Here is a 22,462-nt window from a genome sequence, read left to right as displayed (position 1 = left end):
GCACTAGTCGCCGTCCCGGAGTGCAGCGAGTTCTTCGGCCAGGGTCTTCACCGTGTAGCGGATCTGGTCCTCGGAGTGGCATGAGGTGACGAAGAATCTCAGCCGCGCCAAATCCTCGGGCACGGCGGGATAGAGAATGGGGTTCACGTTGATTCCGCGCTCCAGCAGCCTGTTCGACAACTTCAGTGTTTTCAGCGAGTCACCGACGATGCAGGGAATGACAGGCGTGTCCCGCGTGTCACCGGTATCGATGCCGGCCTCGGTGGCCAGCGAGAGGAACAGCTGCGCATTGTGTCGCAGAAGGTCGAGCACCTCCGGCTGGGCGCGCATCTGACGAATCGCTGCCAGCGACGCCGCGGCGTTCATAGGTGTCATGCCGACGCTGTAGACGAAGCCGGGGGTGGTGTACTTGAGGAACTGGATCAGCTCGGAACTCCCGGCGACGTATCCGCCGCAGCCGGCCAAGGCTTTCGACATGGTGCCGGACCACAACTCGACATCACCGCGGTCGACGCCGAAATGTTCGCCGACACCGCCGCCGGTTGCCCCGAGCACCCCGATGCTGTGCGCCTCGTCGATCATCATCAGCGCCTGATGCTTCTTCTTCACCGCGATCATGGCCGGAAGGTCGGGGATATCGCCGTCCTGGCTGTACACGCCCTCGATGAGGATGAGGACCCGCCGGTACTGCGGACGGATCGCGGTGAGCAGGGCGTCGAGCGCGTCGTGGTCGTTGTGGGGGAACGGGCGGCGTGTGGCGCCGGACAGTGTGCAGCCCTGCAGGATGCTGTCGTGCGCCAGGCTGTCGTGAATGACGAGGTCACCTTGACCGACGAGGTGCCCGATCACGGTCACGTTGGTGGCGTGCCCACTGACCAGGACGATGGCGTCCTCGGTGCCGAGTAGTGCGGCGAGTTCGGTCTCGAGCTCGCGGTGGACCGGCTTGTCACCGGAGAGCAGCCGGCTGGCCGAGCACGAGCTGCCGTAGCGGGCGACGGCGTCCTGTACGGCGGCGACCACGGCGGGATGGCCGGACATGCCGAGGTAGTTGTAGCTCGAAAAGTTGAGAACTTCGTTCCCGCCGATGATCGAGGTGTCGCGGGTGACCCCGTCGTTGATCAGGAAGTAGGGGTTGGTGACGCCGAACCCTTCGGTCATGGTCAGGCGCTCGGAAAGTGCCTTGACCTCAGGGAAGTCGGCGATGCGGTACTCGGGCCGGACCATGCGGGGGGCGGTTGCGGGGCCCGCCGATGCCACCGCAGGTTCGGGGGTCGGGGCAGCGGCCGGCGACGTTGCGGGTTGCAATCGCGTGCTCACGTGGTCGATCAGGTCGCCGAGGGTCTTCGACGGCGAGAACCACTCCGGGTCGATGACGAGTTCCGGGAAGGTTCGTCTCAGCCCGCTGAAGAGGTCGGCGACCATGATCGAGTCGAATCCGAGGTCGCCGACGATGGTGTGTGCGGTCCGCAACGACCCGGCCGGAAACCCGCTGACACGCGCCGCCTCGCCGCGGATTCCCTCGGCAATCTCTCCGGAAACGCGTTCCCGGGTGGCGGTGTCGGCGTGGGGCGTCATCGGTGCGGGCGTCGAGATGTCGGCGCCGTTATGAGCGACGGCGGCGAGGACGGCGGCCTGCTCCCGGAACAGTGCAATCAGGTGCTCCATGGTGGGGTCCTCCGCTTTCGGTGCGTCGGCGGTCGGCGTGGTGGGCGGTTGAGTATCGGCCGCCTCGGTCACTGGGGTCGCCCCGACAGTGGCGGAAACCGACGTCCAGAAGCGGGCGGTGGTTGCGAAGGAGTAACCGGGCAGTCGTCGGCGCACACGCGCGCCCGGTTCGTAGAGCGCATCCCAGTTCGGGTCGACACCGTCCCGGTACAGGGCAGCGACGGTGTCGGTGAGCTCGTGACCGGTGGCCGCCGGGCCGGGGCACGGTAGGAGGTACTTCGCGGCGAGTTCGGGATGAGCACGGGTGAGAATCGGCGCCAGGACCCGTGCGGGTCCCACCTCGATCAGATGCGTCGGTTCGGACGCCACCGCGGCGGCCGCCGCGTCCGCGAACTGCACGGTCGCCTCGATGTGGTCGGTCCAATAGGCGGCATCCATCGGTTCGTCCACGTCGAGTAGCCGTCCGTGCATTGTGGAGAAGATCGGGATGGTCGATGGCCGGTAGGTGCAGCCGGCCGCGACCTCGGCGAAGGCGTCCGACACGGGCCTCATCAGCGGCGAGTGGAACGCGTGGGAGACGGCGAGAGGCCGGACCGCGAAACCCCTCCCGGCCAGAGACTTTCGAATCGCCTCGAGTGCGCCCGCCGACCCGGACAACACAAGGTCCCGTGGCCCGTTCACCGCTGCCAACGCGACCGACGGTTCACCGGCGAGGAGATCGGCGACCTCCTCCCGGGCGGCGCGCACGGCCAGCATCGCACCACCCTCCGGCAACTGCTGCATGAGCCGCCCCCGGGCGGTGATGAGGCGGCACGCGTCGTCCAGGTCGAATACCCCGGCCAGCGCCGCGGCCGCGTATTCGCCGACGCTGTGGCCGACCAGCCACGCGGGCTCGATGCCGATCTCGGTGAGCACTCGCGCCAGCGCGTACTCCACGGCGAAGAGAGCGGGCTGCGCGAACTCGGTTCGACGGATGTCGTCGCCGCCGGCGTCGAGCAGCAGCGCGCGGACCGATCGGCCCAGATGTGATGCCATCTGCTCGTCCACGTCCGCCAATGCGAGTCGGTACGGCGCCGACTGCTCGTGCAGCTGACGCGACATTCCCGGGTACTGTGCGCCCTGACCGGTGAAGAGCCAGCCGGTGCTCACCGGCCGTGCGGTTCCGGACGACACCTCGAGCAGGCTGGGGTCGGTCGCAAGGTTGCGCAGGGCGGCCACTGTGTCGTCGCGGTCCTGTACAGGCACCGCAAGGCGGTGGCGTCCGGAGGCTTTCACCCGGTTGGAGGTCCAGCACACCCTGGCCAGTTCGGTAGCGGGGCGGGTGGCGAGATGGTCGGCGAGGACGGCGGCGTTGCGTCGCAGGCCCTCCCTGTTGTTCGACGCCAGGGTAAGTACGCCGCCGCCGCCGACGCCCACCGGGACGGCCTCGTCGGCGGGCGCGGCGGCCAGGAGCAGGTGGGCGTTGGTGCCGCCGAGCCCGAAACTGCTGACCGCACCGTAGACGTCGCCGTCGGGCAGGCTCATCGGCTCCTTTGCGAGACGAAGCCCGTTGTCGGCCAGTCGAAGTCGAGGGTTCTCGTCCTCCGCGCAGCGGGTGGGCGGTACCACACGGTGGTGCAGGGCCAGCGCTGCTTTGATCACCCCGGCCACCCCGGCCGCACCCTCCGTATGACCGAGGTTGCCCTTGATCGATCCGATCGCGCACGGCTGCGGGCGGGGAACGCCGTGGAGGTGACCGAGTGCCTTGATCTCGATCATGTCGCCGAGCACGGTTCCGGTGCCGTGCGCTTCGACGAACGCGACGCGGTCCGGCGTCACCCCGCCGCGCCGATAGGTTTCGCCGATGACCTGCTGTTGGGCCCACCGGTTGGGTGCGGTGATTCCGTTGCTGCGGCCGTCGTTGTTGACCGCGCTCGCCTTGATCACCGCGTAGATCGGCAACCCCTCGGCCTGCGCGTCCGCGAGCCGGCGCAGCACGAGCACGGCGGCACCTTCGCCCCGGCCGATCCCGTTCGCCTTGGCGCTGAACGGTTTGCACCGTCCGTCCGGTGCCGACAGCCCGGCCTGGGTGTAGAAGACGTTCAGGGCGGGGGTGAGGGCGATGTTGACGCCGCCGGCGAGCGCTTGGTCGCACTCGCCGGCTCGTAGCGCCGCGCAGGCCAGGTGGACGGCGACCAGGGACGACGAACACGCGGTGTCGACGGCGATACTCGGGCCCTCGAGGTCCAGTTGATACGAGATTCGATTGGCGGTCATGAAGTAGCCGTTGCCACTTCCGAGTTGCGGCGTGATCCGCGAGAGGTCGCTCATCTGCAGATTCCACTCGTTGGCCATCACGCCGACGAATACGCCGGTGTTCGAACCGGCTTGGCCCCGCGGATCCAGGGTGGCGTCCTCGAGGGCACGCCACGCCGTCTGCAGGAGCAGGCGTTGCTGCGGGTCCATCGCCTGGGCCTCGCGGGGGGCGATGCCGAAGAACTCGTGATCGAAAGCGTCTGCGTCGCTGAGGAATCCGCCGCTACGGTTGTTGATCGCGCCCGGTCCACCCGCTTCGTTGTAGAAGTCGTTCGCATGCCACCGGTCTTCGGGGACGTCGACGATTCCGTCGCCGCCGGCCATCAGCAGCCTCCAGAGCGCGTCGGCGTCCGTTGCCTGCGGGAATCGGCAGTCGAGGCCGACGATGGCGATGTCGGTCATGCGGCCCTCTCGTACCGGTCCTCGACTTCGGTGGCGATGAAGGCAGCCATCTCGGCGATGGTGGGGTAGTCGAATACCACAGTGGGGTCCAGTTCGAGTTCCCACTGGTCTTCGATCTCGCCGCACAGGCTCACCGCAGACACCGATTCGATTCCCAGCTCGGCGAGCGGGATGTCGGGGTCGACATTGTGCACCGGCTGCTCTGTATAGAATGCCACCCTTCGGGTGAGCCAGTCGATAGCCGGGGTGAGGTCGCGGGTGGGGTTCACGAAAGCAGGCATGGGGACGTTTCCTTGTCGGCGGGGGTGGGGGTGGAGGTCAGGCGTGTGCAGGTGTGGCGGTTCGGCTGCGGAGGCCCTGGACCGCCGGATCGATTTCTTCGTGCAGCACCGCATCCACCCGGTTCTCGAGGAACGACGCGCGCATCGATCGGCGTTGAACCTTTCCGCTGGTGGTGCGGTGCACCCCGTGCCGGTCGACCAGGACGACGCTCGGCGCCGGCACGTCGAAGGCCCGGGCGACGGAGAGTTTGATCTTTCGGGCGAGGTCCGAGATCGTCACGGTGTCGTTCTCTCCGTGACCGTGATCGAGCAACCCGGTCTTGACCTCGTGGATCACCAGTAGGCGCTCGTGGCGTCCGGTGTCCATGGAGAACACCACTCCGGCCGATCCGGTGAGGGCTGGATGCAGGTCGCGCACCGCCTCCTCGATGTCCTGGGGGTACAGGTTGCGTCCGTTGACGATCAGCAGGTCCTTGAGCCGGCCCGTGACAAAGATTTCACCGCCGACGGAAGCGCCGAGGTCACCTGTGCGCAGGAATGGCCCGTCCCCGCCCAGGGTGGTGGCGTGGAACTTCTCCTCGGTGTCCTCGGGCCGATTCCAATAGCCGGCGGTGACGCTGCCCCCGCGGATCCACAGTTCCCCGACCCGGCCCTCGGGCAGCTCGTCGGTGGTGTCCGGATCGACGACGCGAATGTCCACACCGAATGCGCGGCCGCTGCTCACCAGTCGGGTGCCACCGGCCATCGGAGTGAGCTCGTTGCGCTCGAGTGCGGCCGGGTCGACGTCGAGGTACACCGGCGGGCTGCCCACGGCTCCGGCGGTGGCGAGCAACGTCACCTCGGCCATTCCGTAAGCCGGGAAGAACGCGTCCGCCCGGAACCCGTAGGGCCGGAGCCGGTCGAGGACGGCCTCGAGGGTACGGGGGCGGATCGGTTCTGCCCCATTGAGAGCGACCCGCACCGAGGAGAGGTCCAGGCCGGTCAACTGGTCGTCGGGGATCCGTCGGGCGAGAAGGTCGTACGCGAAGTTCGGGCCGACGGTGATGTCGGCGCGGTAGCGATCGATCAACTGCAACCAGCGCACCGGGCGCTTGAGGAAGGTCATCGGCGACATGAACGCAAGGTTGCTGCCGGCGTAGAGGGGGAGCAGCAGCATGCCGATCAGCCCCATGTCGTGGAAGTGTGGAAGCCAGCCCACAACGCTGCCTGCCTCGCCGTCCCTGATGGCCGCAGACATGGCCTCGACCATGGCCGCGGCGTTGTGCAGGAGGTTCCCGTGAGTCACCATCACGCCCTTGGGCTCGCTGGTGGATCCCGAGGTGTACTGGAGCAAGGCGAGGGTGTCGCCGTCCAGTTCGGGCATCTGCCACTCGTCGGGGTCGCCGAGTTCGGCGGCGTCGGTCGACGCGACGGTGACCGTGCCGGTGAGTCCGGAGTTGCCGATCCACGCCGTCAGCAGTTCTTCGATCGCGGACGTGGTGAGCACCAGACCGACGTCGGCGTCCTCGAACATCGTGGCCACCCGCGCCATGCTGCGGGCGTCGTGCGGCACGGGGGCCGGTACTGCGACGACACCGGCGTACAGGCAGCCGAGGAATGCGCGAAGGAAGTCGATGCCGTCGACGTACAGCAGCATCACCGGGCGGTGGGCCTCGGGCCGCGTCGACAACCACGACGCGATCGCCCGCGCATCCTGGTCCAACTGGCGGTAGGTGAGAACCTCTTCGACGAGTTCGCGGCCGACCTCGCGATGGTAGGTGTAGGAGCGTTCCTCACCGTAGGTGGCGGCCTGGGCTCGAACGTGTGACACGAAGTCGGAATGCACTTGATCTTCTCCCTCGAAGTGGACGATTCCTACTCTCGTCCGCATCGCCGGGGGATTCCATCAACCCCAGGGGTGGAATCACCCCCACCTCCGGTTGGTCGCGCATCACCGTGGGATGGGCAGTGTCACCGGGTATTGGAGTGCCTCGGGGAGGTTTATCTTTCTGTGCCGCAGGATTTTTCGATGAGGACCGGGGCTAGGTGATGAGCGCCCGGCCGACGCCGCACACGGCGATGGCCCAGAGCACGCTGGTGAACGTGCCGATGATGAACTGCTCGGAGGCGTGTGGTTCGCGCAGTTCGGGGTAGCGGGCCAAGCTCTTGACAGCCAGGACCACGGCGATACCCTCCGGCCACCCGGCGAGGATCGCAGCGGCGACGGCGGCACGCTCGAGCAGTCCGATCACCCGGCCGCCTCGCAACGGGCCCGCCTCGGGGCGGGGGTCGGCACCGGAATCGGGCTGGCGCCGGGCGATCCGGAAGGCGGCGAGCACCATCGGCGCCCCACCGGTGGTGGCCGCCGCCGCACACAGCACGAGCGTCGCACCCAGTGCGAATCCCTTCACCGGTGTGGTGGCGGAGCCGGCGACCGCGGCCGTAGCGAGGGCGGCGAGCCCGACGAGTGGGGCCGCCCACTGGGACACCCAGCGGGGAACACGCTGCGTGGCAAGCACCAACGGTGCCAGCGCCGCGACGCCGAGGGCGAGGAGCGCGACCGCCGTCATGAATCCGCCTTCTGTAGGAGTCGTTCGGCCAGTCGGCGGCCTGCCGTCTCGACCTGCCACCCCGCGGTGGCGAGGCGTTGCGAGACGGCCTGCTTGCTGATGCCCAGGCTTTTGGCCGCCTCCGTCTGGGTGAGCCCGCGCCGCATCTGCGCGACGGCTTCGCGGCCTTCGTCTGTACGGCGGGTGAGGAGAACGGCGACGAGGGTGAGAGCGGTGTCGGCGTCCGCGGACAAGTCGGTGTCGGAACCCTCCACCGCAACCCGGCCCGGGGCACTTTTCGCACGCTCGACGGCGACGCGGGCGAGTTCGAACGCCGGTCCTCGGCCGGCCCGCGTCTCGTCGGGGAGCGGTTCTTCCACGGCTCCGGCACCGATGCCGATGCTCCAGTGTTCGCGACCGACGAGGTCGAGGGCGAGAGCCACCACGGTCGCGGGATCTGCCACGACCGCCTGCATCTCGTCGCCGGCCGTGCGCTGAAACGGGCGGACGAGGCGGTGATCGCCGAGTTCGGCGATCAGGTCGCCGACACGGTCGATGTCACGGCGACTTCCGCGCTGATCGACGGTGAGGACGAACATTCGTCAAGGCTAGAACCTGGAAACTTTCCTGTCAAGACTCAGAACTTGACATCCTGTGTTCAAGGACGAGGGATAGACACACCCTCGGTCAGCGGCAACTCCTCGGCGTCGGATCGATCGACGGGCCGCCGAGAATCGACGATCAACCCGAGAATGCCGACGACGACGCACACACCGGACAGCAGGAGGAGGGCTGGATTCGTCTCACCGCTCAGGGCGTCCCCGAGAACCACGATCCCCACCGTTCCGGGGAGGATGCCCACGACCGTGGCGAGCACGTAGGGGAGCAGCCGGATGGAGGAGACGCCGCTGCAGTAGTTGACCACGGAGAACGGGACGAATGCGATCAGCCGGAGAGAGCCGACGGCGAGCCACCCCCGTCGGGCGATCCGCTCGTCCACCCGCCGGATCGTCGGGCTGGAGATGCGTTGCCACACGACGTCCCGGCCGATGGCGCGCACCAGATATAGAGCCAGCACCGCGCTGACCGTTGCGGCCGCGACGGTGATCGCGATGCCGAGCCAGGCCCCGAACAGCAACCCGGCACTCAAGGTGAACACGGTGCGGGGGAACGGGAATATCGTCACCAGCGCATGCGCGACGAAGAAGACCAGCGGAAAGGCCGGGCCCACCGACTGCGCCCATTCCCGGATCTGCAGAACGGACGGATGGGGTGCCACCACCGCGACGACCACCAGCACGATTGCCAGTGCGGCGACGCCGACGACCCTGCGGTTCCCCAGGCGTCTCTTCACAGGGCACCAGGCTACCCGGCCGGACCGCGAAGAGTCGTGCGAGGAAAACCGTCGAGAGCACGGTCGTAGCGGAGACCGTCTCATCCGGACACCGCGGCCGCCCAGGCGCGACCCCGGCCCGCGGGCCGAGAATTCGGGCCAGCGCGGCGGCGGCCATCCTCCTACGATGGAGTAGTTCGCCGCGGAAAATGATTTCCCCTGACGGGCACGGTCAGCCCGAAGAACCGCTGAGTCACGGCGCCCCGGGCGCCGAACGGTTCCGGCGTCATGCTCATGACCTGAGGTTATCCATCATGTGGTGATCCTCACGATAGGAGAGCGGAGTCTGCGGCTAGCATCACACCAACACAACATATTGATCGATCGCTCATCAGGGCCATGCAGGGAGAGGAAGCGGACACCGTGTCATTAGCTTCAGAAACCGAGGAAGCTGCGCGGGCATATACCGACTGGCAGCGCTCCGTGGCGGGAGTCCTCGCGAAATCGCGGCGAGTCGACGCGGCAGACCTCGGTCCGGAACCCGAGAAGCTCCTCGAGACCACCACCTACGACGGTGTCACCGTCGCGCCGCTCTACAGCCCCCGGGACGAGCGTCCCGAGCAGCCGCTTCCCGGCGCGTTCCCTTACGTTCGGGGCGTCGACGCCACTCGGGACGTCAACTCCGGCTGGCTCGTCAGCGCCCGGTTCGGTGCGGGCGCCGATCCGGCGGACGTCAACCGGTCCATCCTCGACGCCTTGGAGAACGGGGTCAGCGCGGTCTGGCTCACCGTCGGTGAGAACACGCTGCCCGTCAGGTCGCTGGAGACGGCGCTCGACGGCGTGCTGCTCGACCTCGCCCCGCTCACCCTCGACGCCGGAACCGAGGTGACAGCCGCGGCCCGCGCATTGTTCGCACTGCTCGACGCGCGTGCGTCGGCCGGTGACGGCGTCACCGATCGCACCACGGTGCGCGTCCACCTCGGTGCGGCGCCGCTGACGAGCGCCTTCGCCGGTGTGACGGATATCGATCTCGGTGACGCGGTGGCACTGGCCACCGAGGCGTCGACCCGACCGGAACAGGTGCGCGCGATCACCGTGGACGGCACCGTCTTCCACGACGCGGGTGCCTCCGACTCGGAGGAGCTCGGTGCGTCCGTCGCCGCCGGGCTCGAGTACCTGCGGGCGCTCACCGCGAGTGGGCTGCCGATCGGAAAAGCGTTCGGCCAGATTGATTTCCGGTTCGCGGCGACCGACGACCAGTTCCAGACCATCGCCAAGTTCCGCGCCGCCCGGTTGGTGTGGGCCCGGATCGCCCAGGTGTGCGGTGCCTCCGACTTCGGCGGCGCGCCGCAGCATGCGGTCACGTCCGCCGCGATGATGTCGCAGCGTGATCCGTGGGTGAACATGCTCCGCACGACCCTCGCCGCGTTCGGCGCCGGGGTGGGCGGTGCCGACGCGGTGACGGTGTTGCCGTTCGATGCCGCGCTGCCCGCGGGGGCGCTGGGGGTCTCGCAGACCTTCGCCGATCGGATCGCCCGCAACACCCAGTTGTTGCTGCTCGAGGAATCGCACCTCGGCCGCGTACTCGATCCCGCCGCCGGATCGTGGTACGTCGAGGATCTCACGCAGCGGATCGCGGAGAAGGCGTGGGAATTCTTCCAGCAGATCGAGTCGGCCGGCGGGTATCTCGCGGGCCTGGGCGCCGGACAGATCACCGAGCGGATCAACTCGACGCGGGCGCAACGCGAATCGGACATCGCGCACCGCAAGACCGCGGTCACCGGGGTCAACGAGTATCCGAATCTGGAAGAGGCGCCACTGCCTCCCGGTGCCGCTGACGCCGGACGGGTGGCCCGGTACGCCGCTGCCTTCGAAAGGCTCCGCGACCGCTCCGACACCTATCTGGCGGTTCACGGGGTCCGGCCCACCGCGTTCCTGGCTCCGCTCGGACCGGTCGCCGAACACAACGTGCGCACCACCTTCAGCACGAACCTGCTGGCATCGGGTGGCATCGCTGCCGTCAATCCCGGACCCCTCGCGGTCGGTGACGGCAGCATCGCGGCCGCAGCGGCACAGTCCGGGGCCGGTATCGCGGTGATCTGCGGTACCGACAAGCGGTACACCGCCGACGCCGCGGCCGCAGTCGAGGAACTGCGCGCTGCGGGTGTGGGCACCGTTCTCCTGGCGGGTCCGGAGAAGGTCGTTGCCGACGTGGACGGGGCTGCCCGCCCCGACGGATTCGTCACAGCACGCATCGATGCAGTCTCGGTCCTGTCCGATCTGCTCGACATCATCGAGAGCGCGGGGAACACCTCGGGCGACACAGGGAGCAAGAAGTGACTACTCGCGAGGTCAAGCACACGATCGGCAGCTTCGCCGACGTGCCGCTGGAGGATCCTCAGTTTCCGCAGCCGGCCGCACCGACCGCGGAACAGACGGACGCATTGATCGCCGCCGCCGCGGCGGCGAACCACTACACCCCGGAACAGGTGGTGTGGTCCACCCCCGAGGGAATCGACGTCAAACCGGTCTACACCAAGGCCGACCGCGACGCGGCCGAGTCCGAGGGTTACCCGGTGGGCAGCTTCCCCGGTGCCGCGCCGTTCGTGCGTGGGCCGTACCCCACCATGTACGTCAACCAGCCGTGGACCATCCGTCAGTACGCCGGATTCTCGACGGCCGCCGAGTCCAACGCCTTCTACCGCCGCAACCTTGCGGCGGGGCAGAAGGGTCTGTCGGTGGCGTTCGACCTGGCCACCCACCGCGGCTACGACTCCGACCACCCGCGCGTCGCCGGTGACGTGGGCATGGCCGGTGTGGCCATCGACTCGATCCTCGACATGCGGCAGCTGTTCGACCACATTCCCCTCGACAGCGTCAGTGTGTCGATGACCATGAACGGTGCCGTTCTGCCGATCCTGGCCCTGTATGTGGTGGCGGCGGAGGAGCAGGGTGTCGCTCCGGAACAGCTGGCCGGAACCATTCAGAACGACATTCTGAAAGAGTTCATGGTCCGCAACACCTACATCTATCCGCCGAAGCCGTCGATGCGCATCATCTCGGACATCTTCGCGTACACCAGCACGAAGATGCCGCGGTTCAACTCCATCTCCATTTCCGGGTACCACATCCAGGAAGCCGGTGCCACAGCCGATCTGGAGTTGGCGTACACGCTCGCCGACGGTGTCGAGTACCTCCGCGCCGGCCTCGACGCCGGCATGGAGATCGACAAGTTCGCGCCGCGGTTGTCGTTCTTCTGGGCCATCGGCATGAACTTCTTCATGGAGGTCGCAAAGCTGCGGGCCGGTCGTCTCCTGTGGAGTGAACTGGTTGCCCAGTTCGAGCCGAAGTCGGCGAAATCGCTGTCGCTGCGCACACATTCGCAGACCTCGGGCTGGTCGCTCACCGCCCAGGACGTCTACAACAATGTGGCCCGCACCTGCGTCGAGGCCATGGCCGCCACGCAGGGGCACACCCAGTCTCTGCACACCAACGCCCTCGACGAGGCGCTGGCGCTGCCGACGGACTTCTCCGCCCGCATCGCCCGCAACACCCAGTTGTTGCTGCAGCAGGAATCGGGGACGGTCCGCCCGATCGACCCGTGGGGCGGCTCCCATTACGTCGAGTGGCTCACTCACGAGCTGGCGAACCGCGCCCGGGCGCACATCGCCGAGGTCGAGGAGGCCGGCGGCATGGCGCAGGCCATCAGCGAGGGCATCCCGAAGCTGCGCATCGAAGAGGCCGCCGCCCGCACTCAGGCGCGCATCGATTCCGGTCGTCAGCCGGTCATCGGTGTCAACAAGTACCGGGCCGAAGAGGATCAGAAGATCGAGGTCCTCAAGGTCGAGAATTCGCGGGTCCGCAAGGAACAGCTCGAGAAGCTCGCACGCCTGCGTGAGGAACGCGACCCCGTCGCGGTGCAGGCGGCACTCGCCGAGCTCACCCGCGCCGCCGCCTCGTCGGAGGGCGGCATGGAGAACAACCTGCTCGCACTCGCCATCGACGCTGCCCGTGCGCACGCCACCGTCGGCGAGATCTCCGACGCACTCGAGACGGTGTTCGGACGTCACCAGGCCGAGATCCGCACCATCAGCGGGGTGTACCGGGACGAGGCCGGGAAGGTGGACAACATCAGTAACGCAACGGAACTCGTCGAGAAGTTCGCCGAGGAGGAAGGCCGCCGCCCGCGTGTCCTCATCGCGAAGATGGGCCAGGACGGGCACGACCGCGGACAGAAGGTGATCGCCACCGCCTTCGCCGACATCGGCTTCGACGTGGACGTCGGACCGCTGTTCCAGACCCCGGAAGAGGTCGCGAACCAGGCGGCCGACAACGACGTCCACGTGGTCGGTGTGTCGTCGTTGGCTGCAGGTCACCTCACCTTGGTGCCTGCACTGCGGGATGCGCTCGCGGCGGTGGGGCGTCCCGACATCATGATCGTGGTCGGCGGTGTCATTCCGCCCGGCGACTTCGACGAGCTCTACCAGGCGGGCGCCGCCGCGATCTTCCCACCCGGCACGGTGATCGCCGAGGCGGCCACCGGTCTGCTCGAGAAGCTCGCCGCCCAGCTCGGGCACGACCTGACGGGCACCCCGGAATAGCATGGGGCGCCCTCCAGTCGACATCGATGCCCTCGCCCAGGCCGTGCGCGCCAATCAGCGCGCCGGCCTGGCGAAGGCCATCACCCTGGTCGAATCGACACGCACCGACCACCGGGAGGCGGCGCAGCGTCTGCTCCTCGAACTGCTTCCGGAGTCGGGCAACGCGCACCGGGTGGGTATCACCGGTGTGCCCGGCGTCGGCAAGTCGACGTTCATCGACGCACTGGGGATGTACCTGATCGGGAAGGGTCATCGGGTGGCGGTCCTCGCGGTGGATCCGTCGTCGACGCGCACCGGCGGGTCGATCCTCGGCGACAAGACACGCATGGCGCGGCTGACCGTGGAGAAGGACGCCTACATCCGGCCGTCGCCGACCTCGGGCACCCTCGGCGGTGTCGCGAAGGCGACCCGGGAAACCATCGTGCTCCTCGAGGCAGCCGGATTCGACGTCATCCTGGTCGAGACGGTCGGGGTCGGGCAGTCCGAGGTGACGGTGGCGAACATGGTCGACTGCTTCTGTTTCCTCACGCTCGCCCGGACCGGTGACCAGTTGCAGGGCATCAAGAAGGGTGTACTCGAGCTCGCCGACCTCGTCGCCGTCAACAAGGCCGACGGCAAGCACGAACGCGAAGCGAAGGGAGCTGCCCGCGAATTGGCGGGTGCACTGCGGCTGATCTACCCCCACGACGCCATCTGGAAGCCGCCCGTCATCACGATGAGCGGTCTCGAAGGTGTCGGGCTCGAGGAGTTCTGGAACACCGTCCAGCATCACCGTGAGGTGCTCACCGAGGCCGGACGGTTCGAGGAGAACCGTCGTCGCCAGCAGGTCGACTGGACGTGGACCATGGTCCACGATCAGCTGCTGCGTCGACTGGCATCCAACCCGCGGGTCAAGGACATTCGCGGGCAGGTCGAGCAACAGGTGCGTGACGGTTCCCTGACAGCGGCGTTGGCCGCGGCCCAGATCCTCGACGCCTTCGACGGTTCCGACGCCTCCGAGGAATGACCGGGCAGGTCACTCCGGGCTCTTCGCTCCTGCGATCACGTCTGCGTCGTATTCGTCGTGGCGGCGCAGCCAACTCATGGCGGGGTCGTCGCCGCGGCGGGGTTGTTGTTCCCAGTCCTCCTGCCGGCCGCGGGCGGTGAGGTCGAGCCACTGGTAGGTACCGAGGAGCGTTTCGGTCGAGCGCGCGTAGCCGGAATAGGTGTGGAAGATTCGCTCACCGTGGCGGAGGAAGGCGCTGACACCGTGCTCTTCGCCGGACCAGCCCTTCCAGGCGGGGTTCATCCGCTCCAGCTCGGCCTGATCCTTGTAGTTGTATTCCACCGGTGCGACCGCCGCGTCGAGGGTGACGTGGAAGTCGTAGTTGAAGTCGCTGCCGTGCGAGGAGTACCAGGGGAGGGCCCAACCCATCCGCTGCCGGTAGCGCTCGAGCTCGAGCAGCGGTGCGCGTGACACGGCCGCGAACGAGGTGTCCCGGGCGTACAGGTGGCGGAGGTCGCCCACATTGTCCATCGTGAACGAACAGGACGGGCAACCCTCGTCGGCGTCGGGTTCGAACATGAAGTGGTAGATGAGGAGTTGACTGCGGCCGTCGAACAAGTCCTCGAGTTCAACTTTGCCGTGGGGACCGTCGAATACATATTTCTTGGTGATCGCGACCATGGGTAGCGCGCGTCGGGCGGCGTTGACCCGGTCGCGGTGTCGGGTCAGCTCCTTCTCCTGTGCGAGTAGCTCACGCCGCGCGATGAGCCATTGCTCACGGGTGGTGACCTGTGGATCGGACGCTGTCATCGTTCGTCTCCTCTCGTAGGACACACGTAATGGTCTCAGTCGGCACTCGGTTGCGGCTACCTCCAGAACTTCCACGAGACAGCCGGCCCCGCAACTACCATGCTTGCCAGAGGGTGTCCGTTGGGGATGGAGTCCCCCGCGCTCTCTCGAAACCGTGTCTGGCTACCGATCATCACCTACCGGAGGTACACATGACATCGCCCATGGAGTCCGTCCCGCGACTGTCTACGCTCGCCGGGTCCTGGACTTTGGACCCTTCCCGGACCTCGATCACCTTCCACACGAAGGGATTGTGGATCTTCGGGGTCACCGGCAGCTTCCACGCGGTCGAGGGCACCGCAACGGTCGGTGACGACGGAGGTATCACCGGAAGGCTGGTCGTCGACGCCACCTCGCTGAATACCAAGAACGGTAAACGCGACGAGCACCTGCGCTCCGCTGACTTCTTCGATGTCCAGAAGTACCCCACCATTGTCTTCACCGCGGCAGAAGCGCGACCCGCCGATCCGGGACACGTACATCTCGACGGCGCCCTGACCGTTCACGGGCAGACTCGACCGCTCACCGTGCCCGCAGAGGTTGTCGCCACCGACGACACCGCCACGGTCAGCGCCGAAATAGACCTCGACCGCAGCAACTGGGGCATGACCTACACGAAGAAGGGCTCGCGCCTCGCCACCCGTGTCGTGATCAACGCCGTCTTCGTCAAGTCCTGATCCACCGCGCCTTTCTCTCACTCGCGGGGCGACGCCCGTCACGTCGGCGGTCGACGAAACGTGCCGTCGGAACTGGTCGGCGGCGAATCCGGCGCCCGGCGCCTCGGCGCCTTTTCGGCGGATGCACCGATCGTGGACGCGAGTCGCCATAATCCGGCGGCGGCCAGAACGTGCCATAGCGCGTGTCCCTGAACGACACTGCTCGGCCGACAGATCGACGTCCGGTCACCGATGGCGCCGAGCAGAGCGCCGGACGCCAGAAGTACTGCTGCGGCGACCGTCGCCCGCCTCAACTGCGGATGGACGCGCGCGCGTTCCATGCTCAGTCCTATAGCCAGCGCGGCGAGCATTGCCTGCACGATCGTGGATACGGTCGATCCGGCAGCCACGGTGGGAACCATCGCGAGCGGAACAACGAGCCACCACCCGGGCGACGCCCGACGGCCGAACCGGTCGGACGCGGCCTCGGCGGCGACGTAGGCGAGCAGAGTCGCGATCGGCAGGTCGTGTGCGTAGGCCTGCCACGACGGGTTGGGTCCGTGCTGCACAAGTGACCCGGCACCCACAGCGACGACGAGCAGGCCGTAGATCACGGTCGGCGCACCGTTCCGACGGCGCGCGATCACCGCGACGCCGGCAACCACGAAGGCCAGGCTGGTGACAGCGGCCGCCGGCTGACCGATGAAGCCTGTGCCTCGATACAGCTCACAGGCATTCGACAGCGTCATGAATCGGAGGTCACCTTCCACGTTGTTCGGTCGACACCTGTTCTTCGAGGTTTCCAAAGAGACCTTCCGACCGCAATCGCATTGGCACCGAATTTGAGCGTTCGTCCAACGAATCGCGGTCCGAGGACGGGGGAGCGGTGATACTTGGTGTCATGCTTATTCCCGGCGTGGCGCAACCAACGGAGAAATACCGGCCGCGCCGCATCGGCCGTCGCGCGTCTCTCGCCATTCTCTCGATCGTTGTGATCGGAGCGTTGACGGCGGGCGGGTGTGGACAACAACGCACGGAGCCTGGTGGGGAATCGCAGCAGGACGCGACGACCTCCACCACGAACCTCGTGCCTCAGGAGGTCCTGGTCGGGTTGGAAGTCGTTCAGAAGTATTTCCCGGAGATAGATAGACAGGCCACGACAAGTGCGAACGCCAGTGCCGCCGGTGTCCCCGAGGCGACGAGAATGGTGATCTACGAAGGCGCTGACGGCAGGCGGGTCACCGTGTCGGTCGATCAGTATTCCAGCCCCGACTCGGCATCGACCGCATTCGAGCAAGCGATCGACAAAAGCGAAGTTGTTCAGGGTTTCGTAGCGCTATCGACACCATCCGGTGTGGGGGAGAAGGCGTTCGCCGGCACCGTCACGCAGGGTGAAGAAACGCACATCGGATACGGCGCCCTCGCAGGCGAGTACGTCATCGGCGTGACCTCGGCCGGCTACCCGGCTAATGCCGAGAATTTCGGAAAACTCACTGATCTCACTCGTGACGCGGTCGAAAAAGCCGACACTGCATAAGCGCCCTACCTGATCACGGCACACCGGGCGCCGGCCTCTACCACTCCGATCAGGGCTTGGTGTCACACTCGGCGCCCGGGTGCTCGGTAACGTGGAAGACGACCCCGACCGTTTGACGATCTACCCACCTGGCATGTTCAACCCGCACACGCTACTGGAAGACTCGAGGCTCGAGGACCTTCAGAACATCGTCGAGCGGAAGGTTGGGGTCGTTCATGTCGAGGCCATCGAACGTCTGCCAGATATAAGATGCCGTCGAGCTCTCTCTCAGCGGATGAAAATCGGCCAAGGCGGGATCGCCTCGGAAGCTGTTGAACGCCTCTTCGGACTCCCATTCAACGAGAAACAGAACCTGCCGCGGCGCGGGCTCGGGGCATTTTAGACCGGACCGATATCGAGTCCCGCTCGCTGTGCGTACGGAAGGCATGCAGTATAGGCGATCTGTGCCACGTAGTCGACCGGCGAGAGGGAGTGATCGGCAGAGATTACTTCTGGACCGATCAAAGGCGCATCAGCGAGCTTTCCGGCCAGGGCATCGATCGACTCTGCGATACCAAACGACCCCTCACCGGGTAGCAGGCGTTGCGTCGACGCCTCCTCCCACAAGTCCTCGGCTTCGGACCTGCGACCGTCATTGAGCTGTATCGATGTGACGATTCCCCGGGGCAGCGCTCGCAGCTGGTCTCGAGTACCTTCACTACGGTCGAAGTGCCAGGTGTCGAACACTATCCCTGCGTTCTTTGCAGAGGAGTCGGCGACTATGCGGTGCGCCGTTGCGAGGTCGAAGATCGAACTGAATGGCATCGGCTCTAGCTGGATGGTAAGGCCACGGTCAGCGGCACTCTCGCACAGTGCGGCAAACGAGTCGACGACAAGTTGATGGCCGAAATCGACTCCGTACGGTTCGATGGCGGAGATTGTTGTCGAACCCAGCCTTTCCGCCAGTCTGAGGCATTCGCTCACCGAATACCGGCCGAAGAGATCCCCGTAACGCCGTTGCGCCGGGTTCGCTGTGGGGATTGATCCCGCCTGTAAGGGGAGCGGTAGCCACGACGTCACCGGATCAATGCAGGCAACAGATATGTTGAGTCTGTTCGCTAACTCCGCAACGGAGTCCGCCCGCTGCAGAATACGGTCCGGAGGCCCGAAATCCATCGGTGCTACCGATATCGCGTGGAAGCCTGCGCGCGCCGCGGCGAACAGACGGTGCTCAACCGGCGCCTGGGAAAGGGTGCCTCCCCAAAGAATCATCGGGCAGGAGATAGCGTCATCCTATCGATTCCAGTAATTCGCTCGACGATACGGCGCCTGACCGTGTATGGCGCCCAACGCGATAGTGCTGCCATGACTTTGTCGTCGTTGCCGAGTCGAATTCTCAGTTGATGCGAATCCGATTCCAATGCGTCGCAGATTTCAACCGCAGCCTTCTCCGTCGGTCGAGCTCTATGTCCGAGTTTGGTCATCCTTGGCAGGGCCTTCGCTGCTAACGGCGCGTATGGGCTGTCATGCGGCAGCACTGGCTGTACATTGCTCCCGAATGGGGTGTCGTGATTGCCCGGCTGCAGAATCTTCACGTCGAGGCCGAACGGTGCCAGTTCAATGTCGATGGCTTCAGCCCAGCCCTCGAGCGCCCACTTTGCTGCGGCATAGATGGAGTACATCGGATGGGCAACGTTAACAGCGTTCGAGGAGATAACGGCGATGGTTCCGTGCCCCTGTGAGCGCATCGTTGGAAGGAGTCTCTGTGTAAGGTCGACTGCACCGATGAAGTTGGCTTCCAACAAATCTCGAATCGTCTGCGGAGCGAGGTGTTCGAAGAAGCCTGCGGTTGTGTAGCCCGCGCAATGGAGAACGGCCGTCAAGCCATCTGGAGTCGAGTCGCGTACGTAGTCCACGGCCGAGGCGCGGGACTCGTCGCAGGCGACATCCAGGCGAATAATCTCGAGGAGTGCTGTGTTCGTGCCGGCGCCTCCCATTAGCTCGTCAAGTTGTTTCGTTTTCGTCGTGTCGCGCATCGACGCGATCACCCGCCACCCACGCGCCGCCAGCTTGGCGGCGACATGTGCCCCGAACCCACTGCTTGCCCCTGTTATCAAAATAGTCTGCACGATCCACCCTTCTGACCAAACGCTTGCTTGTTTGCAGCGTAGCATTGACATTCCGGGTTGCGCTGGCAATCAAGTTGCCCACTGCAGGCCGGTAGCTGACTGAAGATCAAGCTTCTGACGCCTCATGATTCCGCTTCCCGCCAAGCAAAACTCGGCGTGTCCCGGCCAGACTCAACCCACCAATTACCGGACAGTCCCCGGCACCACCGTCCCCGGATTTCCAAGTTTGCTGGGTGCTTCACGGGTCGACACCGGCACGCACCGGTGCGGCGATCATCGACAGATTAAGCGAGGACGCACCCGCTGATGCCGGGCGAATCGGTGGTCAGACCGCCTGTAGGACCAGATCTGACCAGGTGCGGATTTCCTGGGCCCGCAACTGAGCGACGGCCTGCGCTTGCGCGTCCTCTACAGCGGAGCCGGCTAGGCATGGTCGACGAAGTCTGGACACTGCCGCCTACAATGGGATTCCTTTCGGGTCGCTTGTGATACGTGCGGTGACGGGGCGGATCAAACAAGATCTTGACTTCTGCCCGCAGCCTCGTAGTGTGAATTCACCAAGCGGTTGCTTGGTACCTGTCTGATTCAACCGGGGTAGTGCTGAGAGCGACCCAGACGTTACGGATTCGAAGAAAGCAACCTGCCTTGGTTTGCCGGTTGTCAGTGTCGGATCCTGGTCCCCCACGAGTAGAGGAATCATGAGAACTGGACGTTTCGAAGGTCACGTTGCATTCATCACCGGAGCTGCCCGCGGCCAAGGACGCAACCACGCGGTGCGCCTCGCGGCCGAAGGCGCGTCGATCATTGCGGTCGACATCTGCGGACAAATAGCCTCTGTACCGTACGAAATGGCGTCCGAGGACGATCTCCGTGAGACCGTGAATCTGGTGGAAGCCCTTGGCGGAAAAATCTACGCGACCGTTGCGGACGTCCGCGATCGGGCTGCGCTGGAGAAAGCACTCACCGAGGGTGTGGCGCGACTCGGCGTGCCTACCGTCGTTCTCGCAAACGCCGGGATCTCCCCTCAGCGTGCAACCGAGCCGGATCCTCAGCAAGTATTCCTCGACACGATTGAAACGAATCTGGTGGGGGTCTGGAACACGATCAGCATCGTCGCGCCGATGATGATCACCCGAGGCGACGGGGGAGCGATCGTCATTACCAGCTCCGCCCAGGGCCTGATCGGACGCGGGGGCGACGGGTCCGGTGCAGCAAGCGCCTACACGGCAAGCAAGCACGGTGTCGTCGGCTTGATGCGATCCTTCTCGGCTTGGCTGGCTCCCCACTCGATCAGAGTCAACACCGTTCACCCAACGGGTGTGCACACTGCGATGGTCGAGCACGCTGAGATGATGGAGTGGGTGGCTGCCGACCCTCAGCGGGGTACGACCATGTCGAATCCGATGCCCGTCGCGATGGTCGACGTCTCCGACATCACCGAGGCAGTGCTCTATCTTACGGGTGAGTCCGGACGATACATCACCGGTGTGACGCTCCCCGTTGATGCGGGATTCACCAGCAAATGAGGACTCCGTCGAGCAGCGGCCCGAATTTTCAGCCTCTGCAGCAGTTTCTCGAGGAGCAGGCATGATGAGCGACGCGGCCCGCCGTAGGGGATGTTCACCACCGGCCCCGCGCCTGCCCTGATCGGCACGTCGTGCCGATTGCGTTGGCAGACGCCGAACTCCCCGAGGGACTCCTCGTCCACCTTTGCCATCAACTTCTACGGGGCGGTGTCGGGTGCTCGCTAGGGTCCAGCAGCTGGAACAGTCGAGTTACCTTCTACGCCGATATCCCGAATGGCAATGGAACCGCTCAGCTCCGCTGCATTGCACAGCATGCTTCCGCGCTCCGCCTCGTCCGACGGACGATTGACGACGCGACCTGCACCGCGCGGTATTCCGAACGTCTCCCAGGCATATCCGCCCAATTCTCGGCCAGGACTACCGCAACCCCTAGGTGCCGCAAGCTCTGCCAGGTGATGGAGTGAGTTGGTGAGATGATCGGGACCGAACGGCGGGAATTGAAGGTACTCCCGGATGAACTGCGGCACCGCCGACCAATCGTAGGTGAGCGTGACCTCGGTCTCGGACGGACCGAGCGGCACCAGGTCGTAACGCCAGACCCAGCCGCCGAACTCCAGCTGACCGTCTTCCTTCTCCTGCCCGGTCCGCCAGGCAATGGCCCGTGGCGGGTCGAGCACCTGGACCTGGTTGGCCACTCTGTAGTCACCGTTCGGGTGGTGGGGGTGATACATGTCCATCCGAAAGATCTGTCCCACCTCGGTGAGCGGCGCCTGGTCGGCAGCGTCCTGCACCCACCCGGTGCCGTCGATCGCAGCATGGGTCCTCGGGTCGGCCAGCAGCGCGAACAACCTGGTGGCGGGTGCGGCAACGGCCACGGTGGCGCAGACGTTCTCTCGGTCCACGGTGTGCACGCTCCTTGTCACCAGTCTCGAGCGTCCCGCAGGTGCGGAAGGAACCTTCATCAATGCAGACTGCAACACGAACCGGAATTCATCGGTCGGCTGGACGGAATAACGTCGAAGCTCGGACTTCCCGCGGGACAGAGCGTGATGAGTTTCGCCGAAAGTTCCAGTCTGTATCCACATACCCGATCGACCGCACCCGAGGAGAGCATCATGACCGCCACCTACACCTTCGACGTCTTTTCCAGCCTCGACGGCTTCGGCGCCGCCAGCGGCAACTGGACCGGTTACTGGGGCAAGCAAGGCCCCGAACTGCTCGACCACCGCCTCGCCTTGTACGGCACCGAGCAGCGGATGGTATTCGGCGCCAACACTTACCGCGCGTTCGCGCAGATGTTGGCTTCGAGCACGGAGGAGTCCGAGGTTCGTGATCCCTGGGTCACCCGGATGAGGAGTCTGCCGGCAACGGTGGTATCGACCACCCTGGAAGGACGGCTCGACTGGCCAGACGCGACCCTCGTGAGCGGTGACGCCGTCGACGTCGTCGCCCTGCTCAAGGAGGAGTCCGAGGTGCCGTTGCGCTCACACGGCAGTCTCTCGATGAACCGAGCGCTGATGGCCGCCGGTTTGGTCGACCGCGTCCAGGTGACGATCTTCCCCGTCATTACCGGTCAGACCGGGCTGGACCCGATCTTTCAGGGTGCGGCCGACTTCGACCTCGAGCTGATCGAGAGCCGGACGCTCGACGGCAACATCCAAGAGCTCATCTACCGGCCCACCCTGCATGCTTGAAA

General features: G+C 65.9%; 18 protein-coding genes and 1 pseudogene. 8 read left to right on the top strand and 11 right to left on the bottom strand.

Translation table 11 applies throughout. From position 1 onward, the window contains the following. Nucleotides 1-3: 3 nt before the first annotated feature. The 6 genes from GFS60_RS15725 to GFS60_RS15700 form a co-directional block, all read right to left on the bottom strand. Nucleotides 4-4,362 (bottom strand): type I polyketide synthase, encoded by a 4,359-nt coding sequence (locus GFS60_RS15725; RefSeq protein ID WP_159922590.1) that lies wholly within the window; start codon nucleotides 4,360-4,362, stop codon nucleotides 4-6. Next, the gene (locus GFS60_RS15720) at nucleotides 4,359-4,643 is read right to left on the bottom strand and encodes an acyl carrier protein (RefSeq protein WP_159922588.1); all 285 of its coding nucleotides are present in this window, start codon (nucleotides 4,641-4,643) and stop codon (nucleotides 4,359-4,361) included. The genes GFS60_RS15725 and GFS60_RS15720 overlap by 4 nt, the downstream gene beginning before the upstream one ends. Before the next feature lie 37 nt (nucleotides 4,644-4,680). After that, entirely contained in the window at nucleotides 4,681-6,453 is a 1,773-nt protein-coding gene (locus GFS60_RS15715; protein WP_236603154.1) for a fatty acyl-AMP ligase, read from the bottom strand. Between the two features lie 211 nt (nucleotides 6,454-6,664). After that, on the bottom strand, nucleotides 6,665-7,192 hold the full coding sequence (locus GFS60_RS15710) for a hypothetical protein (protein WP_159922584.1): 528 nt from the start codon (nucleotides 7,190-7,192) through the stop codon (nucleotides 6,665-6,667). Then, nucleotides 7,189-7,770: a hypothetical protein gene (locus GFS60_RS15705; RefSeq protein ID WP_159922582.1), complete on the bottom strand. Its 582-nt coding sequence runs from the start codon at nucleotides 7,768-7,770 to the stop codon at nucleotides 7,189-7,191. Before GFS60_RS15705 ends, GFS60_RS15710 begins: the two co-directional genes overlap by 4 nt. 59 nt (nucleotides 7,771-7,829) lie before the next feature. After that, complete coding sequence (locus GFS60_RS15700) at nucleotides 7,830-8,525, bottom strand: TVP38/TMEM64 family protein (protein ID WP_236603153.1); 696 nt, start codon at nucleotides 8,523-8,525, stop codon at nucleotides 7,830-7,832. Nucleotides 8,526-8,927: 402 nt separating this feature from the next. On the opposite strand from GFS60_RS15700, the gene mutA reads away from it, so the two are divergent. Genes mutA through meaB form a run of 3 tightly spaced genes read left to right on the top strand, consistent with a single transcriptional unit; the run spans nucleotide 8,928 to nucleotide 14,111 of the window. Further along, the gene (gene mutA / locus GFS60_RS15695; RefSeq protein ID WP_159922578.1) at nucleotides 8,928-10,844 is read left to right on the top strand and encodes a methylmalonyl-CoA mutase small subunit; all 1,917 of its coding nucleotides are present in this window, start codon (nucleotides 8,928-8,930) and stop codon (nucleotides 10,842-10,844) included. Then, the gene (scpA, locus tag GFS60_RS15690) at nucleotides 10,841-13,105 is read left to right on the top strand and encodes a methylmalonyl-CoA mutase (RefSeq protein ID WP_109330158.1); all 2,265 of its coding nucleotides are present in this window, start codon (nucleotides 10,841-10,843) and stop codon (nucleotides 13,103-13,105) included. The genes mutA and scpA overlap by 4 nt, the downstream gene beginning before the upstream one ends. Before the next feature lies 1 nt (nucleotide 13,106). Then, entirely contained in the window at nucleotides 13,107-14,111 is a 1,005-nt protein-coding gene (meaB, locus tag GFS60_RS15685) for a methylmalonyl Co-A mutase-associated GTPase MeaB (protein ID WP_159922576.1), read from the top strand. Nucleotides 14,112-14,120: 9 nt separating this feature from the next. Here the strand turns inward: meaB and GFS60_RS15680 are convergent, their stop codons facing one another. Next, entirely contained in the window at nucleotides 14,121-14,900 is a 780-nt protein-coding gene (locus GFS60_RS15680; RefSeq protein WP_159922574.1) for a DUF899 domain-containing protein, read from the bottom strand. A 191-nt stretch (nucleotides 14,901-15,091) separates the two neighbouring features. Here GFS60_RS15680 and GFS60_RS15675 point away from each other — a divergent pair, with 191 nt between their 5' ends. After that, nucleotides 15,092-15,616 (top strand): YceI family protein, encoded by a 525-nt coding sequence (locus GFS60_RS15675; protein WP_159922572.1) that lies wholly within the window; start codon nucleotides 15,092-15,094, stop codon nucleotides 15,614-15,616. A gap of 38 nt (nucleotides 15,617-15,654) precedes the next feature. Here the strand turns inward: GFS60_RS15675 and GFS60_RS15670 are convergent, their stop codons facing one another. Next, nucleotides 15,655-16,344, bottom strand: a complete 690-nt coding sequence (locus GFS60_RS15670) for a hypothetical protein (protein ID WP_159922571.1) — start codon at nucleotides 16,342-16,344, stop codon at nucleotides 15,655-15,657. Between the two features lie 152 nt (nucleotides 16,345-16,496). On the opposite strand from GFS60_RS15670, the gene GFS60_RS15665 reads away from it, so the two are divergent. Beyond that, nucleotides 16,497-17,132 (top strand): hypothetical protein, encoded by a 636-nt coding sequence (locus GFS60_RS15665; protein ID WP_284708314.1) that lies wholly within the window; start codon nucleotides 16,497-16,499, stop codon nucleotides 17,130-17,132. A gap of 91 nt (nucleotides 17,133-17,223) precedes the next feature. Continuing rightward, nucleotides 17,224-17,514: a hypothetical protein gene (locus tag GFS60_RS40125; protein ID WP_159922569.1), complete on the top strand. Its 291-nt coding sequence runs from the start codon at nucleotides 17,224-17,226 to the stop codon at nucleotides 17,512-17,514. Here GFS60_RS40125 and GFS60_RS15655 read toward each other — a convergent pair. Continuing rightward, on the bottom strand, nucleotides 17,511-18,383 hold the full coding sequence (locus GFS60_RS15655) for a sugar phosphate isomerase/epimerase family protein (RefSeq protein WP_159922567.1): 873 nt from the start codon (nucleotides 18,381-18,383) through the stop codon (nucleotides 17,511-17,513). The genes GFS60_RS40125 and GFS60_RS15655 overlap by 4 nt on opposite strands. After that, complete coding sequence (locus GFS60_RS15650) at nucleotides 18,380-19,240, bottom strand: SDR family NAD(P)-dependent oxidoreductase (protein ID WP_159922565.1); 861 nt, start codon at nucleotides 19,238-19,240, stop codon at nucleotides 18,380-18,382. The genes GFS60_RS15655 and GFS60_RS15650 overlap by 4 nt, the downstream gene beginning before the upstream one ends. 698 nt (nucleotides 19,241-19,938) lie before the next feature. Here GFS60_RS15650 and GFS60_RS15645 point away from each other — a divergent pair. Beyond that, the gene (locus GFS60_RS15645; protein WP_159922563.1) at nucleotides 19,939-20,766 is read left to right on the top strand and encodes a mycofactocin-coupled SDR family oxidoreductase; all 828 of its coding nucleotides are present in this window, start codon (nucleotides 19,939-19,941) and stop codon (nucleotides 20,764-20,766) included. Between the two features lie 431 nt (nucleotides 20,767-21,197). Here GFS60_RS15645 and GFS60_RS15640 read toward each other — a convergent pair. Then, a pseudogene (locus tag GFS60_RS15640) lies at nucleotides 21,198-21,728 on the bottom strand (SRPBCC domain-containing protein); the annotation flags it as partial. Between the two features lie 153 nt (nucleotides 21,729-21,881). Between GFS60_RS15640 and GFS60_RS15635 the strand changes: the two are divergent. Then, nucleotides 21,882-22,460: a dihydrofolate reductase family protein gene (locus GFS60_RS15635; RefSeq protein ID WP_159922561.1), complete on the top strand. Its 579-nt coding sequence runs from the start codon at nucleotides 21,882-21,884 to the stop codon at nucleotides 22,458-22,460. Nucleotides 22,461-22,462: the final 2 nt, after the last annotated feature.

This window comes from Rhodococcus sp. WAY2 (assembly GCF_009859915.1).
GTDB classification, from domain to species: Bacteria; Actinomycetota; Actinomycetes; order Mycobacteriales; family Mycobacteriaceae; genus Rhodococcus_F; species Rhodococcus_F oxybenzonivorans.
Note: the sequence above shows the minus strand (reverse complement) of the source record. Positions and strands in the feature narration are given on the sequence as shown.